Genomic DNA, 19,731 nt, shown 5'->3' on the forward strand with positions numbered 1-19,731 from the left:
CGTAGAAGGAGAAAATAGATGGCAATTTTAGTTTTAGGTGGTGCTGGTTATATTGGTTCGCATATGGTTGATCAATTAGTTGCTAATCAGCAAAAAGTAGTAGTTGTTGATAATTTACTAACCGGTCATCGGCAAGCAATTCCAACCGAGGTGCCGTTTTATCAAGTTGATATTCGGGACAAAGCGGCCCTAAGTGCTGTTTTTGAGCAAGAAGAGATTGAAGCAGTCGTTCACTTTGCGGCATCATCAATTGTGCCTGAATCAATGGAAAATCCTTTAAAATATTTCGATAATAACACTGGGGGGATGATTACTCTATTAGAAGTAATGCATGAACATGGTGTTAAAAAAATTGTCTTTTCATCCACGGCAGCAACCTATGGCATTCCCCAACAAGTGCCAATTAAAGAAGACGATCCGCAACAACCAATTAATCCATACGGTGAATCTAAGTTACAAATGGAACATATGATGCATTGGGCTGACCTAGCTTATGGAATTAAATGGGTTGCTTTACGGTACTTTAACGTTGCGGGTGCTAAACCTGATGGGTCAATTGGTGAAAATCATGGGCCAGAAACACATTTGGTGCCAATTATCTTGCAAGTGGCGGCTGGTAAACGAGATAAAATTATGATGTTTGGTGATGATTATGCCACTCCAGATGGCTTTAATGTGCGCGATTATGTGCACGTTGTCGATCTCGTGACAGCCCATATTTTAGCCTTAGACTATCTTGCCAAAGGGAATGATAGTAATCAATTTAATTTAGGCTCATCAACTGGTTTTTCAGTGAAGGAAATAGTAGAAGCGGCTCGCATTGCGACTGGTCATCCTATTCCAGCTGAAATTGGCCCACGGCGTCAAGGTGATCCAGATACTTTGATTGCGGCTTCGGATAAAGCACGTGCTGTATTAGGTTGGACACCGCAGTATGATGATGTCACTGAAATCATCAAAACGGCATGGACCTGGGTACAAAAACATCCGAATGGTTATCCTGATTAGCTATATACTATCTGTTTCTTGATTTGTCAAGATAAAAATGTTAAAATTATAATTATCTTGCGAAGAAAGGTCAGGTGGATAAAATGCCAAGCACATTAGCAAGTATAAAGAAGAAGTTAGATGCTCATCTTGGGCAGGAAATGACCGTCGTTGCGCAAGCCGGCCGCAAAAAAACGACTGAACGAACAGGCGTTTTGCGGGAGACTTATCCAGCAGTTTTTGTTGTTGATTATGATAAAACACAAAGCTCAGTAGAAACTGTATCATATAGCTATACTGATATCTTAACCCAAAATATTGAACTTTCTTTTGCGGATTAAGTCGCCTTTAAGGCGTAACCTATCTACTTAGTATTAGTTAGCCAAATTATTGTTGCAAACAATTTGGTAGAACATATCGTATATGTAAAGCTTTTAAAATAAGGATATCAAAATGACAATTGGCAATTGGCAATGAATTAAGCTGATTGACAAAGTCATTGTTGAAAAAGATAGTGCAAAAACCTGAGCGGCCACAATTTTTATTGAATTGTGGTCGCTCAGGTTTTTTTAATCAAGGATTTGTTGTCAAACGCTAGCCAAGGTTCCGATAATTAAGTATTACTTCTTAGCAGCTGTTGGGCGTAATCGTACTGGTTTTAGATAATTAGTGACAGCGGCAACTGATTTTTTGTATAATTTTAATATAAATGCGCCATAGTTGGCAGAAAGGGCGTCATGAATATGCAGATTATTGAAAAAGCAGCTGCTAAAATTAATCTAAGTTTAGACACACCATTTAATCATGCCGATGGCAAACAAGAATGGCAAATGATAATGACCTCAGTTGATTTGGCGGACTATGTTACGATTGAAACTTTGGATCATACGATGCGCATTGAAGTGCTAAATGATACGGGCTTTTTACCAAATGATCGTCGTAATTTAGTTTATCAAGCAGCTAAGTTATTACAGAAAAGCTTTAAAATTAAACAAGGTGTAAAGATTTCAATCGAGAAGCATATCCCAGTTGCAGCCGGGTTAGGTGGCGGATCTAGCGACGCAGCTGCCGTGTTGCGGGGGTTGAATAAGCTATGGGACCTTAATTTAAGCTTGGCTCAATTAGCGATTTTGGGCTTGGATATTGATGCTGACGTGCCATATTGTGTGTACTCACAAACCGCCTATGTTCACGGAAAAGGTGAGAAGATTGAATTACTCGAGAAGCTACCGACTGCGTGGGTTATTTTAGCTAAGCCCAATATTAGTGTTTCAACACCGTCTATTTTGAGACAAATCGATCATGCTAAATTAAAACATATTAATACGCCAAGGCTCAAGCAAGTAATTAATGATCAAGCATATCAACAAATGTATCAGTTAATGGGTAATGTGTTAGAACCGGTTACTTGTCAACAGCATAATCAGATTATGCAGCTTAAAGAACGAATGCTAACTTATGGGGCAAACGTTGCGCAGATGAGTGGGACTGGACCGACAGTCTTTGGTATTTGTGAGAAACAATCACGAGCGCAACGCGTGTATAATTCAATGAAGGGGTTTTGCCGTGAAACCTATTTAGTAAGAACATTAGGATAATGATCAATGGAGATGTAAAACATGTTTAAGGCACAAAATATCATTAGTATCGGTGTTTTTGCATTTTTTGGGGGAACACTCAGATACTTATTAGGTGAATGGTTAAGTTATAACGGGACGATTCTCGTTAACTTGAGTGGGAGCTTTTTATTAGCGCTATTAACCTATTATGCGATTGCCAATAACCGTTGGCCAGAGTGGCTCACCGTCGGCTTAGGGACCGGCTTTGTCGGCTCGTATACGACATTTTCCACCTTTAATATTGATATGCTAAAGATGATTACACAAAACCAAGCTGGACTTTTGAGTTACTTTCTTACGACGGTAATCGGTGGGCTTGGTTGTGCATTTTTAGGTTATCTGGTAGCCAAGCAATTTAATAAGCGAGAGCAGCGATGATATTAATGATTGGATTAGGGGCAGCCGTGGGGTCAATTATCCGCTATGTGTTAACCCAGATCGTGAAGCAAAAGCAAAAAACAGTCTTTCCGTTAGCGACCTTTGTGATTAATTTGAGTGGTAGTTTTTTACTAGGGATGTTGCTAGGCCTAAATAGTACCCCAGTGGTTTATAAAATTTTTGGCACGGGCTTAATTGGTGGCTATACGACATTTTCCACCTTTAATACCGAAATTATATTACTTAAAAATAGTGACCAACCGAAAATGGCAATGGCCTATCTGCTAAGTAGTTATCTCGGTGGCGGTTTGCTAGCCATAATTGGTTGGCAGTTAGGTAAACTATTAGGCTAAGATAAATTGATTGATATATAAAAAAGCGGATTCATCAAGGACCAGTTAGTTACGTTTAGTGTTAAACGAGTGGTCTTTTTGATGCATCCGCTGTTTGCGTAGTAGGTAATGCCTAGCTAAATGTTATTTAAAAAGTAAGAGAGCTAGTAAGGCTAAAATGGCCGGAGTTCCTTGCATTAAGATAATTTTAGGATTTTTGGCACTCAGAGCACCATAGACCGCTGCAATTACGACAAAAATAACAAAGAGTAGGCTACCGTAATAATGAATATTAGTAGGGAAGATAAACCGATTTATTAATAAACCAATCCCGATAAAGCCATTATATAAGCCTTGGTTTTTCATCGCAATTTGCGCATTGGGTAATTGTGTGTAGGTTAAGGGCATCGAAAAAGCTTGGGCGAGTTTGGTTGGTGATCCAAACATTTCAAGGAACATAATACCTAATGCTTCCAGTGCCACGATCGTAACTAAAATTGTTGAAATTAATGACATAAATAAGTTTCCTTTACATGAATAATTGTTAATGTTATTATATATCGTGCACGATATATAATCAAGGCTAGGATACACTATGGATAAAAATAATGAATTATACGATGAACTTTGTTTATCAGTTTATAACACGAATCGCTATTTTCACCGCTTATATCAAAGTGTTTTAGAAGACTTTGATTTAACCTATTTACAGTATTTAAGTATTTTAATCGTTTGGCGCCATCAGGAAACACAACTGATGGAAATTGGTAAGTTACTCGATTTGTCAAGTAACACCTTAACACCAGTGATTCAAAAATTAGTAAAAAAACAGTGGCTTTGTAAAATTGAAAATCCTAATGATAAGCGGGTCAAGTTATTGACGATTGATGAGACGCATCGGCATGATTTTGAACTTATTTTGGGTCGTTTAAGTCAAGTACAAGCGGTATTTAGTGAAAAAACACAACACGATTTACCAAATATTATCGAAAATCAAAATAAGTTGAATAAGATACTATTAACATTAATTACAAAGGAGTTTCGAATCGATGAAAGCAGCACAAATTAATAATTATGGTAGCGCCGATGAACTGTTTGTCGGTGAGCTAGCAGTACCTGAAATTGCGAATGATGAGGTTTTAGTACACGCTAAAGCAACTAGTATTAATCCGATTGATTGGAAAGCCCGCGAAGGACTGATGCAAAAGATGTTTGCTTGGCAATTTCCAGTTGTTTTAGGTTGGGATGTCGCTGGAATCATTACCGCAGTGGGGAGTGAGGTCAAGGATTTTAAAGTCGGTGATGCCGTCTTTGCACGGCCTGATATTTATAATGATGGGCGCCGGGGCACGTATGCGCAATATGTCGCCGTTAAAGAAGATAAACTAGCTCTTAAGCCAGCGAATGTCTCATTTGCCGAAGCAGCCAGTGTACCATTAGCAGGACTAACAGCGTTACAAATGTTAAATAAATTACAAGTAACTGCTGGTACGAAAGTGTTAATTCAAGGGGGTGCTGGTGGTGTCGGTTTATTTGCTATTCAGTTAGCCAAAATAATGGGGGCGACAGTAGCCACAACCGCCAGTGCGCATAATCATGATTTTGTGCGTGCATTAGGTGCAGATATTGTAATTGATTATCATCAAAATAAAATTACAGATGTGTTGGCTGACTATGATGCGGTTTTTGATACCGTTGGCGATATTGATGGCGGCTTAGCAATCTTACAACCCGAAGGTAAGTTGGTTACGATTACTAAACAACCAACTAGCGAGCAACTGGCTGCGGCCCAAACGGTAATATACGGTTGGCTACAACCAAATGGTAAAGAATTAGCCTATTTAGGTGAGTTATTAAGTAGTGGCCAGTTAAAAACAGTGATTGATAGTACTTTTGATTTAACTACCGCGGGAATTCAGGCTGCTCACCGTAAAAGCGAAAGTCATCATGCTCGTGGGAAGATAATTATTAATATTGACTGATTATTTAGTAAAAAATGATTGTAATGTTCGGGTATTTCTTGCATAATTAAGGTACATTATGAAAGTTGAAGGTTATGTTAGCTATGCAAACAGGTTTACAAAGTCGAATTTACTTAGCAGGGCCATTTTTCTCTGATGGTCAAAATGAACGGTTAGCAACGGTTAAAGCTGTTTTAGATCAAAATCCAACGGTGGGTTATGTTTTTGAACCCGCAAAACACCAACAAGATGCGATTGTGGCCGAATTTGGGAATGGTTCATTAGTAGAAGCGATGAAGACACCACAATGGCAAAATGCAACTTATCATGCCGATATTCAAGCGATCAATCAAGCGGATGCTGTCGTTGCGATGCTAGATTTTGATGTTGAAGGTGGTAATCCACGGCCGGATGAAGGAACCATGTTTGAAATTGGTTATGCCATTGCTAACCATAAACCCGTAATCATTGTGCAGTTTACCCAAGATGATGAACCTTTGAACTTAATGTTAGCCCAAGCTTACACCGCTTTCTTTTGGGGGCAAGCTGATATTGCTAATAACTTAAGTCAATATGACTTCATTAACTTACCGAAAAAACTAGTTGCTAAACCAGTTATTTAACGTAATTTAAAAAAGTTAGAAACGTGAGCGAAATTTTAAATTTCAATCACGTTTTTCTTATTTTACCACGGCTTAATTATTAAAAATCTTGACAATTTAAAAAAATATCGATATAGTTAACTGGTTAATTAATCGGTTAACTATATACTGGGAGGTCAAGATGACAAATCGAGCAAAGGTAATTGTTAATATTCAAACGCAGTTAAAGTATTTTATCCGTAAGATGACTACGAAAACTGAATTTTTAAATGCATCAATTAATGAAGAGGTTAATGAAACCCAAGCACATATTTTAATGCTATTAGACCAAGCGGACTTAGGGAAATTAACTAATAGTAGACTAGCCGTGTTAATGAATGTTTCTAAACCAGCGATTACGAAGATAATTAAAGTGTTAGAACGTGAAGGGTATTTAATTTGTAGGCGTGATGAAAATGATCGCCGTATTAGTTATCCGGAGTTAACGGCAATGGGCCGCCTGGTTGCAGCAACCCATGTTACGGTACATATGCAAAGCAATGCCCGCTTAGTGGCCGTGTTTGATAAGTATTCAGAAGATGAATTAGTCGTTATTCAAAAATTCATTGGTGATATCGGACAATTATTTAAGGATGTGAAATAGTAGATGCGAGATAAGATTAAGATAAAATGGCTGCTAGGAGTAATATGTTTGGTGCTCGTTTTAGCAGGTTGTAGTGGTGTTAAAACTAAAAATAGTACTAAGCAAATTAATGTCGTGGCAACAACTGATTTCTACGCGCAAGTTGCCCAAACTGTCTTAGGCAAGCATGGAACCGCGACGGCCATTATCCATAACTCAAGTGTTTCACCAGAAGAGTATGAAGCCAAGCCAGCAACGGCCAAGTTAGTCGCACAAGCTGATCTGGTGGTGGCGAATGGATTAGGCTATGATAGCTGGTTAAGCAAATTGGTTAAAGCAACCGGTCAACCGGATAAGGAAATAACGGTAGGGCAAGATGTGCTTAAGCAGCCAATGGGGAGTAATCCGCATGTTTGGAATAATCCACAAAATATGATTAAACTGGCCAAGGCACTCGCTACTAAGTTTAGTAAAATGGATAAAAAGCATGCGCGTGAATACCAACAAAACGCCCAAAAATATATTAATCAACTAAAACCAGTAACACAATTACTGAAGCAATTAACGGTAAATGGGCAACATAATCAGGTGATTGTCAGTGAACCAGTGTATAATTTGATGCTACAAGCGTTAGGGTATCAAGTTGTTAACGCTAAATTTGCTATGGCGGTTGAAGAAGGTAATGATCCAACACCCCAAGTCTATCATCAGTTACAAAAACAGATCAAAAAGCACCAAGTACAATTTTTAGTTGAGAATACCCAATCAACTAGTAATATTGTAAAGCAAGTGGTAACACTAGCGAAAAAGAATAATTTACCAATCGTGAAGGTCACGGAAACATTGCCCACAGGGTTAGATTATGTAAGTTGGCAACTACAAAACTTACGGCAAATTGAAAAAATTCAAAAGGAGTAATTGATGGAGACGATAATTAGCATTAAGAACTTAGCGGTTAATTTTCCAGATAAACAAGTTTTTAATGATATTAATTTAGAGATAAACCGCGGGGATTTTCTATGTGTGGTGGGAGATAATGGCGCTGGTAAAACCACTTTTTTGCGGACATTACTTAAGCAACTGAAACCCAATCAGGGTAAGATTGTCAATCACGCCCAGACAATGGGCTATGTGCCACAATTTAGAAATATCGATAGTGAATACCCGTTGAGTTTACGTAATTTCGTAGCGCTAGGGTTAACCACTAGTATGCGTCCTTGGTTGAGTCGACTGGAAAAGCACAAATTGACGAATATTTTAGCAGAAACAGAGCTAACCAGCTTAGCCAATATTAGACTTGGTACTGCTTCGGGTGGCGAAAAGCAAAAAGCCTATCTAGCCCAAGCCTTAGTTAATCAACCGGAACTCTTGATTTTAGATGAGTCAACAGCGAATTTAGACAATGTGATGAAATATGAATTATTGGATTTGGTGGCGCATTACCGACAAGTACATGAATTAACGGTGATTTTTGTCACCCATGATTTACCACTGGCCAAACAGTATGGCACCCATTATTTATTAATTCAAAATGGGCGTGGTGTGACAGGGGCGATGGCGAACCTAGATACGACGCAACTTATGGCGAGTGGTGAAAATCAGATTGCGTGTGGAGAGGAGCATCTTAATGTTTGAGTTTGAATTTATGCGCAATGCCTTTATGGCGGGGACACTGATTGCGATTGTTAGTGGCTTCGTGGGTGTTTTCGTCGTGGCGCGCCAATTATCATTTTTATCACATACCCTAAGTGAAATTGGGTTTGCGGGCGCCGCATTCGGTCTTTTTCTCGGGTGGAGTCCTCTGCTAGGAATGCTATTGTTTACGGTCATTAGTTCCATGGCAATTGGCGGATTATCATTAAAGGAAGCCCGGCGGGAAGCGGCAACGAGTAGTATTTCGGCATTGGCCATCGGTTTGGGGATTTTATTTTTATCATTGTCGAATAAAAATGCTAGTTATGCGACAAATATCTTATTTGGTTCGGTCTTAGGAATTAGCCAGCAAGATATTCAACGCATGATAATGTTAGCGTTGGCGGTATTAGTGATTATGCTGGTTAGCTATCGTAAAATGAAATTTTCGTCGTTTGATAGTATTGGTGCAAAGGTCAGTGGTATGGCTTCATGGAATATCACGATTATATTTCTAATTATTGTGGCGTTGAGTGTGTCGATTGCCGCACAAGTTGTCGGATCACTGCTAATTTTTATCTTATTAACAATTCCAGCGGCAGCAGCTAAATATTTTGCTAAAAGTACGAGTGGCTTAATCTGTTGGGCCGTCGTGTTTGCGTTGATCGGGGTATGGTGTGGTCTGGCATTAAGTTATTGGACTAATTTACCGGTTAGTTTTTTCATCGCAGCCATTGAAGCCGCCCTATATTTTATCGGTATTAGTTGGAATAAATTACAAAATAATTAGAAAATAGTTGCAAGTATGATAAAAACACGCTAAATTAAGCAGTAATAATAATTAAGTGAGGTTAAGGGAATGGTTAATGAATTTCCACAAGTCGTCACAATTGCTGGTTCAGACAGTGATGGTAGTGCGGGGATGCAGGCAGATTTGCATGCTTTTTTCACGCATCAAGTTTATGGAGCGAGTATTCTAACTGCAGCTGTTGCGGGTAATTCGTATGGAATTCACGCCGCAATCAATTTGCCGACTGATTTTATTGATCAAGAATTTGCGACATTAGCTGCGGATTATCACATACGAGCCGCTAAAACAGGCATGTTAGCAGATAGTACATTGATTAGAACCGTCGTAAAAAATTTAAAAAAGTATGATTTTGGCGCGCTGGTCGTCGATCCGGTAATTTATACAAAGCATGGTGATATGTTACTCGAAGAAGCGGCTTTTGCAACTCTTAGAAATGAATTAGTACCGCTAGCAACGGTTATTACTCCTAATTTCTTTGAGGCTCAAAAATTAGCAGAAATGCAGATTGTTACCGAGGCGGATACGATTGCCGCTGCACATAAACTACAAGATTTAGGCGCTAAAAATGTTGTTATTAAAGGGGATCATCCAGTTGGGAAGACAGATGATGTGCGTGATTTTATCCTGTTAGAAAATCAACAAAGTTTTTGGTTGGCAGATGAGTATGTGGCGACACAGCGAGTTAATGGTACCGGTGATACGCTTTCAGCCGTGATTACCGCTGAATTGGCTAAACATACGCCAATCGCCGAAGCAATTAGGCGTGCCCACGACTATGTCCATCTAGCGATTGAACAAGAAATTGCGGTTGCCCATAAATATGGTCCAATTAATCATTGGGCTAAATAAATTAAAAATATTAAGTTTATTACATGGTAAATAAGAGTAGCGTAAAAAGGACCGAATTTTTAAAATTCGACCCTTTTTTATTTTATGCATATATTTGTTGTTGAATAATTACCAACAACAATAAAGCAATTACAGCACCATTTTTATTTGTTAATTAATAAGTATTCGGTTGAAACTAATTCTTTTTAAATAAGTCAGTTAATAATTGCATGAAGTAAGCAAGATAAGCTACATCATCAACACCGACAGCGGCTTGCATATTAATACGCTTATCATGGAGCCGGTCCGTATCACCAATTGTCCGGCCATAGTCCGCCCCATCATGGGTTACTTTCATATTTAGCGCAAGCGTGGTGACAAAAGCTGGATTAATTGCAACACCGACAGCTAATGGATCATGCAAGGCACAGCCGTTTTTATCAATGTCTAAGTTATAGTAAGCATCAATATAGAAATCAACAATATCAGCAAATGCTTTCCCTGCTTTTGTGTCAAGTTGGCGCCATTGGTTAGTTTCATTTTTGGTTAACAAAGTACGTAAAGTAACATCTAAACCAATCATGGTCATTTTAGCAGGTGAACGGAAAACCCGATCAGCCGCTTCGGCATCTTGGTTGATGTTAGCTTCGGTGAAAGGCGTTACATTACCAGGAACCGTTAGGGCGCCACCCATGAAGGTAATATTGCCGATTAACTCAGCAATACTAGGATCTTTGGCAATTGCCGCATCTAAATTAGTCATTGGACCAGTGGGGATTAAAATTAAATCATCTTGATACTTATGTGCAGCTTCGATTAAGAAGTCAACCCCTGATTGGGTTTCAAGGGCGCGGTTGGCTGTTGGTAATTCAACTTCACCAATTCCGTTTTTACCATGAATTAGTTGTGAAATTTCCATAACATCGAAGTGATCAGTCGTGCTTGAATGACTTTCTCCTAAAAATACCGGTACGTCAGTTTGTCCTAAAAGTTCTAACAGCTTTAATGAGTTTTTACCAGCTGTTTCAACCAAGGTGTTACCATATGAACTGATGATACCAATTAAATCAACCGCCGGATCAGCGATTGCATAGGCTAATGCTAAGGCATCATCGATACCAGTATCTAGATCAAGAATCATTTTCTTTTGAGCCATGTCTTATTTCTCCATTTCCAAATCCAACAATATATAGGTGACAATAACGTCATTAGTTTAATTTTACCTAACTCGCCCCATTATTTCAAACTAGTTGGCATAATCTAAATTAGGTGATAACTAATGATATAGGCAACAATCTAAAAAAAGCGTAAAATAGTAATTAATACAAAAAACAGTGAGGGCAATAGCTATGGAAGAATATGATTTAACAATTATTGGTGGTGGCCCAATTGGCATTTTTGCGGCATCCTATGCTAATTTACGGTCATTAAAAGTACAACTAATTGAAAGCCTAGAACAATTAGGTGGGCAAATTACCGCTTTATACCCTCATAAAAATATCTTAGATGTGGCTGGTTATCCAGCCGTTGAAGGGGAACAATTAGTCAAAAATTTGGTGGCTCAATTACAACAATTTAAAACGACAGTTAAATTGGCGACCTTAGTGACAGATATTACTAATCCAGCCCCTAATGAATTTATTATTACGACTAACCGAGGAATATCAAAAAGTAAGGCCGTCATTATGGCGACAGGAAAAGGCCGTTTTGAACCGCGTCGACTCCCTTTTGATGGTACGTTGACACCAGCAATCCAAAAGCATATCCATTATGCCCTTAACCAACCGGCCATATTTCAAGGGAAGCGCGTCTTAGTGGCGGGTGGTGGGGACTCGGCCGTTGATTTAGCGCTTCAAGTGAACGCGCTTGCTAAACAGACCTATTTAGTTCACCGCCGTGACCAGTTTAGAGCGTTGGAGCATAGTGTTGCCCAACTTAAGGCTTCGACAATTATTAAAACAGTCCCGTATTTAATTGATAGCATCACCCAGGCCGCAGATGGTAGCTTAGCAGTGACATTAAAAAAACTCAGAACTGATGAAACGCAAGTGATCGTTGTTGATGAAATTATTATCAGCTACGGTTTTATTTCGGAAAACAAAATGTTACAAGCTTGGTCAGTTAATGTAGCACAGGATCCTAAAACCTTAAATGTCCTAGTAAATCAAGAATTGATGACCAATGTAGCCGGTCTTTTTGCGATTGGGGATGTTAGTCAATATCAAGGGAAAACTGATTTAATAGCAACTGGTTTTGGAGAAGGCCCGTTAGCCGTGAATGCGGCGGTCCGCGGATTTGCTCCCAACCAACGAGGGCCAATCCATTCTAGTTCGTTAAAGATTGCTAATGGTGAAATTGAAAAGTAGGGTTTAAAGATGGGTGCAAAGAATAAAACGTATGATGTTTTTAAATATACCGCGGTACCAGTTGAAAATGATGCGAGTGGTAATTATGTGATTAAAAAAGATGCTAAGGCGCACGTGTGGCGCACAGGTAAACATACGAAGGGTAAATTTAGTGAACTTGGTCAGATTTTTCTAACTGAAAATAATTTACCGATGGCCGTAATTGATGTTACAGCAGTGCCTTTTAGCCAGCGCCATGCTTACCAACCAATGCAAAGATGGACGACCGCCAAAACTGATGTGACCAAATGGAGGCCCTCATGCTAGATCGAACACGTTTACAAGTCGTAGGGCATGCGATATTAATTGGGATTGGTGTTGGAATAGTTGTCAGTTCATTTCGTTTTCTAATCGAAAAAAGCTTAAAAATGTGGCAACTGGGTTATCACTGGGCTCACAGTAATGCTTCTTTAATCCTAGTGATGATCGGCCTGTTATTACTAATAGGGGTCTTTATAGGCAAACTACTAAAAAACACCCCAAACGCAATGGGGTCTGGAATTCCGTAAGTCGAAGGCCAATTACACGGTCAACTTGCGCTTAAAGCCTGGCCAATTTTATTGCTCATCAAATATTTGGCTTGCAACCAGTATTACGCATCATATACGTACAAAGTTTTCCACTTAATAGTTATTGGCTGTTACTTTTAATGGGATTAATATTAGGGCTACTTGGTTATCTTTATCAAATTTTTTTACTACATACGGACTATTTTTACCGGTATTTTAGAATGATACCACGGCAATATCACGGAATTATCGCCTTCCTATTAGTGATACCAATTGGTTGGCAATTTACTGATACCTTAGGTGGTGCTCCAATTTATGAATCACTACTAGCTAAAATTGTTGTGCCTAAGCAATTAGCAACATTGCGTGGGCAAACCGATACGGTGGAAATAATTATTAATCAACCGAGTCATTTAGCTGAAAAGCAAGTTCGGGATATTAACTGGCCAAAGGGGGCTTTATTGGTAAAAATTTTTAGAGGTGAGCAAGAATTGGTGCCTAACGGTGACTTAATTTTACAAGTGGGTGATCGTTTGGAAATTTTGACGGATGGTAATCAGCGTTCCCTTGTATGGCAAACGATGACGAAGCTTAATTAATAAGTAAAGTGGTATTAAAGGGACCGTACCTAGTTTCAAATACACAAAAAGGGTCGAATTATTAAAATTCGACCCTTTTTACTATGTTTAATTATGAAGGATAACTATTTTTGCCCAAGAGCAACAACATAGTTGGCTTGATAAAAGGTACGGTGGCGATAATAAATGCTTAAACCAATGCCGGCCCCAATCACGGCTGGAAATAAGAAATCTAATTGATAACTATACAATGGAATATACGTTTTTGCCCAAGAAGCAAAATGATTAAGCCATGGCACATTAATTATTTGGGTTAAACTACCAAGTGTATCAACAAATGAGGCCAAAAAAGTTAGATAGATGGCCCATTGATAAACGGGTTTCGCACCGTAGAATAACGGCCGGGTTAACGACAGCACAATTAAAACAATGGCAAGCGGGTAAATAAAGTATAAGAGTGGAACAGAAACTTTAATTAGCGTAGTTAAGCCCACATTGGAAACGATAAAACTAATTAAGATAGCTACTAAGGCGAACCGTTGGAAGCCCACCTTTGGAGATGCTTCATGAAGTGTTGTTGCAAAAGCAGATGTTACCCCAATTGCAGTTGTAATACAGGCTAAGTAGATAATACCCGCAAATAAAATATTACCAGCACTACCAAAGTAATGGGTCGCAATGTTAGCGAGAATAAGGCCACCATTAGCATTATGGCCGAATGTTGTGGTTGAGGTGGCACCGGCAAAAAGGAGGCCCAGGTAAATTAAACCCATCCCGAGCATGCCAACACTGCCCCCTTTGAGGGTGGCCATGGCTTTAGCACGGGGCTCAGTAATCCCAAAACTAGTAATAATTGAAACCGCTAGGATGCCGTATTCTAGTGATCCAAGCGCATCCATCGTGTTATAGCCAACTAAAAAACCGTCTGTATAGGCACGCTTAGTTAGTAATTGTTGCCAATGTGTTGATAGGTTTCCAAAAGGTTGAAAGAAGACAAAAAGCAGAAGGGCAATTAGTAAAACTAAAAAGATGGGATTCAAATATTTACCGATGTAAGCCATTAACTTATTTCTATTAAGGGCAAATAAAAATGTTAAGGTAAAGAAAATGCCAGAAAAAAGAGCTAGGAAAAGCGTATTATGACTTGCTTTGACATAGGGTTGGATAGCCATTGAATATGGAACGGTTGCTAACCGGGGTAACGCGTATAAAGGACCGATTAAAGTGAAGAGGGCAATGACCATGAACTTAGCAAAACGTGGACCGACTGGTTTCGCTAAATCATAGATCCCATTAGCTTGCGTAAAAGCAACGGCAATGATCCCTAATAAAGGTAACAGAATCGCTGATGATAAAAAACCGATACTAGTAGCCCAAAAATGATGAGTAGCTTGTTGACCTAAGCTAACCGGGAAAATCAGATTACCAGCCCCAAAAAAAAGGCCAAAAATGGTTGATCCAACTAGCAATAATTGCTTGAAGGAGAGTTTATTATTTGTTGTCATAAAAACCTCGAATATAAATTATGAATAAGCATGTTTGTAAAGCTCAATCATAGCATATCGGCAAACCCACAAATTAAAGATGATTAAAAGTAAAGCTGGTTTTAATCGTATTCTTAATTTGTTTTAAGGCAAATACAACAATTACAATTTCCAGAAGGTCTATGATAATATTTAAGAGATAATGATATCGAGGAGTTAACGATGGCTAAGAAAAATAAAAGCAAAAAAACGTTAGTAGAACAAATATTAGATAAAGCTAGTATCGCTTATGAACCATTAACCTTTGCCACCTATGAAGAGCATGGAGTTGTGCAGTTTGAACATGGTGATATTGACGAACATACGATTTATAAAACGTTAGCATTAAATGGTAATAAAACAGGGCCAGTGGTGGGAGTGGTACCACTTGACTGGCATTTATCAGAAAAAAAACTCGCCGCTGTTTCTGGTAATAAGAAAGTAGAAATGATTCCATTAAAAGATTTAGTTAAAACAACAGGCTATATTCATGGTGCTAATAATCCAGTCGGGATATATAAAACCAAACATTTTCCCATTTTTATTGAACAAGAAGCCCAAAAACAGGGAACCATCATTGTTTCAAGTGGTGAGGTTGGGCGATCAATTAAGATTGCCGCTAGTGATTTAGCCACATTTGTTGCGGCACCATTTGTGGATTTACAGCGATAAACTGGGGGGAAGCGATTTGACACAAGCTGAACAATTATTAGCAATTAAAGCTTTTGTGGCACACATGTTTGAGCATGAGCAGACAGGTCATGATTTACCACATTTACAACGCGTAGTGTTATTAGCGCAAAAAATAGTGCTAACTGAGCCAACTGCTGACCAATTTATTGTTGAAGCAAGTGCTTGGCTACACGATACATATGATGATAAGTTGGTTGCCAATCAACTTATTGCTAAACAGCGTGTCGGGGCTTTTTTGACTACAATTAAAGTTCCATTGGCGCAGCAAAAAGTAATTTTTGCAATTATTGATAATATGTCATGGTCAAAAATGCTAACGCAACAAGCAAAGAGCCTTGATATTAATGGTAAAATTGTGCAAGATGCTGATCGCCTTGATGCAATCGGGGCGATTGGGATTGCTCGGACCATTATGTATGGGGTCAAACACAACACACCACTATATGATCAAACGATTAGGCCCCGTCAGGAAATGGATAAGCAGACGTATCGGCAAACCACAAATACGACAATTATTAATCACTTTGATGAAAAATTATTAAAAATAAAAGATCACCTCAATACCCAGTATGCGCAACAAGTTGGTCAGGATCGGCATCAAGTCATGCTTACTTATTTAGCAGCCTTTAAACAGGAATGGCAACTAGCTGAGCTTTAATAATTGGTATTTAAACTTAAATAATTGGTTATAATTTAAAATAAAAGTGGTCAGACCAATTGAAGTTGATTATAATAGACATTGGATAATAACGATTAATTGTATCGTGAAAGGATTGATTATGGCTGATGTCATTTATATGAAAGTATTACAAGATTTAAAACATCGGATATACAGTAATGAATTTCCGGATAAAAAATTACCAGATGAACGTTCATTATCAGAAAGTTATGGGGTTAGCCGTTCATCGATTAAGCGTGCGTTAAATATCTTAGCAGCGCAGGGCATTATTTTTAAAAAAAGGGGCTCAGGGACGTTTGTTAATCCGTTATACCTTAAAAATCAACCAATATTTCATAACGAAGGGTCAAATTTAGGGGTTACCGATAGTTACCAAATTGATGGCCAAGCACCATCGATTAAATTACTTAATTTTCAAGTGGTGCCAGCTAATGAAGACTTGCAACAGGCATTATTTTTAAGTCCGGGTGATTTTGTGTATCAAATTGAACGTTTACGGATTCTCGAAGATGTTCCGTTTATGATTGAAACGGGTTTTATTCCCATTAAGATTATTCCAGAACTATCGCTGGGGGATGTGGAAGGCTCTATCTTTAATTATGTAGAAGAAAAAAAGAAAAATGCGGTAACCAAATCATTTATGTCAGTGATGGCAGCACCATCAACGGCCAATGATCAAGCATTATTAGCTTTAAAGCCCACTGAACCAGTTGGTATTATGGAAGGGATTTTCTTTCTAGATGATGGGACACCGTTTGAGGTATCGACGATGCGGCTAAATTACAAATACATGCGCTATAATGCCTTTGTCAGTTTAGATTCAGAATAAATTTTTGCGGTAAGATTGTTTTAAGGATTATTAGATTCGGTTAAAAAAGGCACAAGCTTAGATTTATTGATGGAATTTAGTTCATAAAACAGGTAAAATGATGGCGTAGTTTGGTAGAGGGATAATTTTTATTAAAAATTGGTGCGGTCCAATTAATTAATTAATTGACTTTTACGCAAAAAAAGCTACAATAAGATTGTAAGCATTGACAATTGTGTCATGTTTTAAACTAAACTATAACAAATTAATTAAGGAGAGCTATTCCAAATGGCAGTAGATTACGATTCAAAAGAATATTTGGAAAACGTTGACGCCTGGTGGCGTGCAACTACTTACATCTCAGCTGGTGTTATCTTCTTGAAGGACAATGCATTGTTCTCAGTTACTAACACTCCACTTACACGCGAAGATGTTAAGGCTAAACCAATTGGACACTGGGGTACTGTTTCAGGACAAACATTCTTGTATGCACACGCATCACGTTTGATTAACAAGTACGACTTAAACATGTTTTACGTTGAAGGTCCAGGACATGCTGGTCAAGTTATGTTCTCAAACTCATGGATTGACGGTTCATACACTGAAGATTATCCAGAAATCACACGTGACCTTGAAGGTTTGAACCGCTTATTCAAGCGTTTCTCATTCCCAGGTGGTGTTGGTTCTCACGCAACTGCTCAAACACCAGGTTCACTTCACGAAGGTGGCGAACTTGGTTACTCACTTTCACACGGTGTGGGTGCTATCTTAGATAACCCAGATCAAATTGGTTTCGTTGTGGTTGGTGATGGTGAATCAGAAACTGGTCCACTTACAACTGCATGGCAATCAAACAAGTTTATTAACCCTGCAACTGATGGTGCTGTGTTACCTATCTTAGACCTTAACGGCTTTAAGATTTCTAACCCAACAATCCTTTCACGTTACAGTGACGAACAACTTGTTAAATACTTTGAAGGTTTCGGTTGGTCACCTCGTTTCATTGAAAACGACGACATTCACGATTACATGGCATACCACGAATTGGCTGCTAAGGTATTCGACGAAGCTATCGAAGATATTAAGCAAATCCAAAAGGATGCTCGTGAAAACGGTCGTTACCAAGATGGTGAAGTTCCAGCTTGGCCAGTAATCGTTGCACGTCTTCCTAAGGGTTGGGGTGGTCCTACTCATGATGAAGCTGGCATGCCAGTTGAAGATTCATTCCGTTCACACCAAGTGCCATTGAAGTTCTCTTCAAAACACTTTGACGAAGACATCGATGCCTTCAACGAATGGATGAACTCATACCGTCCAACTGAATTATTCAACGAAGATGGTACACCAAAGCAATTCCTTATTGACCTTGCACCTAAGGGTGACAAACGGATGTCAATGAACCCAATTGCTAACGGTGGTGTTGCACGTGGTGAAGAACCTAACCAATTAGACTTACCAGACTACCGTGATTTTGCTAACGATGTGACAGCTGAAAACCGTGGTCACGAATTAGCAGATGGTAACCGTAACATGGATATGTTTGTTCTTTCAACTTACCTACGTGAAGTTACTGATCGTAACATGAAGGACTTCCGTTTCTTTGGTCCTGATGAAACAATGTCAAACCGTCTTTGGGATATGTTTGAAACAACAGATCGTCAATGGATGGAAGAAGTACGCACACCAAATGACCAATTCGTTGGTGCTAAGGGTCGTATTATTGATTCACAACTTTCAGAACACCAAGCTGAAGGTTGGTTAGAAGCTTACACATTGACTGGTCGTCGTGGTTTCTTTGCTTCATACGAATCATTCTTGCGTGTTGTTGACTCAATGATTACACAAATCTTCAAGTGGTACCGTCAAGCTGATGAAATCAAGTGGCGTAACAAGTACCCATCATTGAACTTGATTGCTACTTCAACAGCCTTCCAACAAGATCACAATGGATACACTCACCAAGATCCAGGTCTATTGACTCACTTGGCTGAAAAGAAGACTAAGTACATTCGTGAATTCTTACCAGCTGATGGTAACACATTGTTAGCTGTTGCTGATAAGGCATTACGTTTGAACCAAACTATCAACTTGATTGTTGCTTCTAAACAACCACGTCAACAATGGTTTACTATTGATGAAGCTACTGAATTAGTTGAAAAGGGTCTTAAGATCGTTGATTGGGCATCAACTGTTGCTGACAATGAAACACCAGATATTGTCTTTGCTTCAGCTGGTACTGAACCAACTATTGAATCATTGGCTGCTGTTTGGTTACTTAACCAAAACTTCCCAGAATTGAAGATTCGTTACGTGAACGTTGTTGACCTTCTTCGCTTGAAGAAGCAAGACCCACGTTCATTATCAGATGATGAATTTGATGCGATCTTCACAACTGATAAGCCAGTTGTCTTTGGTTTCCACGGTTACGAAGATCTTGTTAAAGATATCTTCTTTGATCGTCACAACCATAACTTGGATGTTCACGGTTACCGTGAAGAAGGTGATATCACAACTACATTTGATATGCGTGTATACTCACAACTTGATCGTTTCAACCAAGTTAAGGATGCGCTTAAGATGCTTGATGGTGTTATTGATGCCGCTAAGTCTGCCGAAGTTTCTGCTAAGATGGACGCAATTTTGGCTAAACACTTTGAAGTTACTCGTAATGAAGGTATTGATATTCCTGAATTTACTGAATGGAACTGGTCACCACTTAAAAAGTAATCTACTGCCGATTATTTTGAATGGTTACCAAAGAAAG

24 protein-coding genes are annotated in these 19,731 nt (G+C 38.8%); 21 read left to right on the forward strand and 3 right to left on the reverse strand.

What is annotated here, in order from left to right:
- Positions 1 to 18 precede the first annotated feature (18 nt).
- The 5 genes from galE (at position 19) to crcB (ending at position 3,337) form a co-directional block, all read left to right on the forward strand.
- Positions 19 to 1,008 (forward strand): UDP-glucose 4-epimerase GalE, encoded by a 990-nt coding sequence (galE, locus tag JOC59_RS03020; protein WP_205143326.1) that lies wholly within the window; start codon positions 19 to 21, stop codon positions 1,006 to 1,008.
- A gap of 83 nt (positions 1,009 to 1,091) precedes the next feature.
- A complete protein-coding gene (locus JOC59_RS03025) occupies positions 1,092 to 1,328 on the forward strand; it encodes a Veg family protein (RefSeq protein WP_205143327.1) in 237 nt (78 codons plus the stop codon).
- 402 nt (positions 1,329 to 1,730) lie between these two features.
- Complete coding sequence (ispE, locus tag JOC59_RS03030; RefSeq protein ID WP_205143328.1) at positions 1,731 to 2,585, forward strand: 4-(cytidine 5'-diphospho)-2-C-methyl-D-erythritol kinase; 855 nt, start codon at positions 1,731 to 1,733, stop codon at positions 2,583 to 2,585.
- Between the two features lie 21 nt (positions 2,586 to 2,606).
- Complete coding sequence (locus JOC59_RS03035) at positions 2,607 to 2,984, forward strand: fluoride efflux transporter FluC (RefSeq protein ID WP_205143329.1); 378 nt, start codon at positions 2,607 to 2,609, stop codon at positions 2,982 to 2,984.
- Entirely contained in the window at positions 2,981 to 3,337 is a 357-nt protein-coding gene (crcB, locus tag JOC59_RS03040) for a fluoride efflux transporter CrcB (RefSeq protein WP_205143330.1), read from the forward strand. The genes JOC59_RS03035 and crcB overlap by 4 nt, the downstream gene beginning before the upstream one ends.
- Before the next feature lie 123 nt (positions 3,338 to 3,460).
- Here the strand turns inward: crcB and JOC59_RS03045 are convergent, their stop codons facing one another.
- Positions 3,461 to 3,832: a DUF1304 domain-containing protein gene (locus JOC59_RS03045; protein WP_205143332.1), complete on the reverse strand. Its 372-nt coding sequence runs from the start codon at positions 3,830 to 3,832 to the stop codon at positions 3,461 to 3,463.
- Positions 3,833 to 3,911: 79 nt separating this feature from the next.
- On the opposite strand from JOC59_RS03045, the gene JOC59_RS03050 reads away from it, so the two are divergent.
- From JOC59_RS03050 to thiD, 8 genes are all read left to right on the forward strand, one after another.
- Positions 3,912 to 4,385, forward strand: coding sequence for a MarR family winged helix-turn-helix transcriptional regulator (locus JOC59_RS03050; protein WP_205143333.1), 474 nt, complete (start codon positions 3,912 to 3,914; stop codon positions 4,383 to 4,385).
- Positions 4,366 to 5,298, forward strand: coding sequence for an NADP-dependent oxidoreductase (locus JOC59_RS03055; protein WP_205143334.1), 933 nt, complete (start codon positions 4,366 to 4,368; stop codon positions 5,296 to 5,298). The genes JOC59_RS03050 and JOC59_RS03055 overlap by 20 nt, the downstream gene beginning before the upstream one ends.
- Positions 5,299 to 5,381: 83 nt before the next feature.
- Entirely contained in the window at positions 5,382 to 5,900 is a 519-nt protein-coding gene (locus JOC59_RS03060) for a nucleoside 2-deoxyribosyltransferase (RefSeq protein WP_205143335.1), read from the forward strand.
- 160 nt (positions 5,901 to 6,060) lie between these two features.
- A complete protein-coding gene (locus JOC59_RS03065; protein ID WP_205143336.1) occupies positions 6,061 to 6,522 on the forward strand; it encodes a MarR family winged helix-turn-helix transcriptional regulator in 462 nt (153 codons plus the stop codon).
- Between the two features lie 3 nt (positions 6,523 to 6,525).
- A complete protein-coding gene (locus JOC59_RS03070) occupies positions 6,526 to 7,419 on the forward strand; it encodes a metal ABC transporter solute-binding protein, Zn/Mn family (protein WP_205143337.1) in 894 nt (297 codons plus the stop codon).
- Positions 7,420 to 8,136: an ATP-binding cassette domain-containing protein gene (locus tag JOC59_RS03075; protein ID WP_205143338.1), complete on the forward strand. Its 717-nt coding sequence runs from the start codon at positions 7,420 to 7,422 to the stop codon at positions 8,134 to 8,136.
- Positions 8,129 to 8,923 carry a metal ABC transporter permease gene (locus tag JOC59_RS03080; RefSeq protein ID WP_205143339.1) on the forward strand — a complete coding sequence of 265 codons (795 nt, stop codon included), beginning with the start codon at positions 8,129 to 8,131 and terminating at the stop codon, positions 8,921 to 8,923. The genes JOC59_RS03075 and JOC59_RS03080 overlap by 8 nt, the downstream gene beginning before the upstream one ends.
- Before the next feature lie 69 nt (positions 8,924 to 8,992).
- Entirely contained in the window at positions 8,993 to 9,793 is an 801-nt protein-coding gene (thiD, locus tag JOC59_RS03085) for a bifunctional hydroxymethylpyrimidine kinase/phosphomethylpyrimidine kinase (protein WP_205143340.1), read from the forward strand.
- A gap of 175 nt (positions 9,794 to 9,968) precedes the next feature.
- On the opposite strand, the gene JOC59_RS03090 is transcribed toward thiD, so the two are convergent.
- A complete protein-coding gene (locus tag JOC59_RS03090; RefSeq protein WP_205143341.1) occupies positions 9,969 to 10,928 on the reverse strand; it encodes a nucleoside hydrolase in 960 nt (319 codons plus the stop codon).
- 193 nt (positions 10,929 to 11,121) lie between these two features.
- On the opposite strand from JOC59_RS03090, the gene JOC59_RS03095 reads away from it, so the two are divergent.
- The 4 genes from JOC59_RS03095 to JOC59_RS03110 are packed head-to-tail and all read left to right on the forward strand — an operon-like array spanning position 11,122 to position 13,285.
- A complete protein-coding gene (locus tag JOC59_RS03095) occupies positions 11,122 to 12,138 on the forward strand; it encodes an NAD(P)/FAD-dependent oxidoreductase (protein WP_205143342.1) in 1,017 nt (338 codons plus the stop codon).
- A gap of 9 nt (positions 12,139 to 12,147) precedes the next feature.
- Positions 12,148 to 12,444: a DUF7671 family protein gene (locus JOC59_RS03100; RefSeq protein WP_205143343.1), complete on the forward strand. Its 297-nt coding sequence runs from the start codon at positions 12,148 to 12,150 to the stop codon at positions 12,442 to 12,444.
- The gene (locus JOC59_RS03105) at positions 12,438 to 12,686 is read left to right on the forward strand and encodes a hypothetical protein (RefSeq protein WP_205143344.1); all 249 of its coding nucleotides are present in this window, start codon (positions 12,438 to 12,440) and stop codon (positions 12,684 to 12,686) included. Before JOC59_RS03100 ends, JOC59_RS03105 begins: the two co-directional genes overlap by 7 nt.
- Positions 12,687 to 12,736: 50 nt before the next feature.
- Positions 12,737 to 13,285: a chloride channel protein gene (locus tag JOC59_RS03110; RefSeq protein WP_338090189.1), complete on the forward strand. Its 549-nt coding sequence runs from the start codon at positions 12,737 to 12,739 to the stop codon at positions 13,283 to 13,285.
- Between the two features lie 104 nt (positions 13,286 to 13,389).
- Here JOC59_RS03110 and brnQ read toward each other — a convergent pair whose 3' ends face one another.
- The gene (gene brnQ, locus JOC59_RS03115; RefSeq protein ID WP_205143346.1) at positions 13,390 to 14,769 is read right to left on the reverse strand and encodes a branched-chain amino acid transport system II carrier protein; all 1,380 of its coding nucleotides are present in this window, start codon (positions 14,767 to 14,769) and stop codon (positions 13,390 to 13,392) included.
- A 201-nt stretch (positions 14,770 to 14,970) separates the two neighbouring features.
- Here brnQ and JOC59_RS03120 point away from each other — a divergent pair, with 201 nt between their 5' ends.
- The 4 genes from JOC59_RS03120 to JOC59_RS03135 all read left to right on the forward strand — a co-directional run bounded on the left by JOC59_RS03120 (position 14,971) and on the right by JOC59_RS03135 (position 19,694).
- A complete protein-coding gene (locus JOC59_RS03120; protein WP_205143347.1) occupies positions 14,971 to 15,459 on the forward strand; it encodes an aminoacyl-tRNA deacylase in 489 nt (162 codons plus the stop codon).
- A 16-nt stretch (positions 15,460 to 15,475) separates the two neighbouring features.
- Positions 15,476 to 16,138: an HD domain-containing protein gene (locus JOC59_RS03125; RefSeq protein ID WP_338090188.1), complete on the forward strand. Its 663-nt coding sequence runs from the start codon at positions 15,476 to 15,478 to the stop codon at positions 16,136 to 16,138.
- Positions 16,139 to 16,259: 121 nt separating this feature from the next.
- A complete protein-coding gene (locus tag JOC59_RS03130; protein ID WP_205143348.1) occupies positions 16,260 to 16,988 on the forward strand; it encodes a GntR family transcriptional regulator in 729 nt (242 codons plus the stop codon).
- 267 nt (positions 16,989 to 17,255) lie between these two features.
- Positions 17,256 to 19,694 carry a phosphoketolase family protein gene (locus JOC59_RS03135; protein ID WP_205143349.1) on the forward strand — a complete coding sequence of 813 codons (2,439 nt, stop codon included), beginning with the start codon at positions 17,256 to 17,258 and terminating at the stop codon, positions 19,692 to 19,694.
- Positions 19,695 to 19,731 lie beyond the last annotated feature (37 nt).

This window comes from Periweissella beninensis, from assembly GCF_016908275.1.
In the GTDB taxonomy this organism is placed as follows: domain Bacteria; phylum Bacillota; class Bacilli; order Lactobacillales; family Lactobacillaceae; genus Periweissella; species Periweissella beninensis.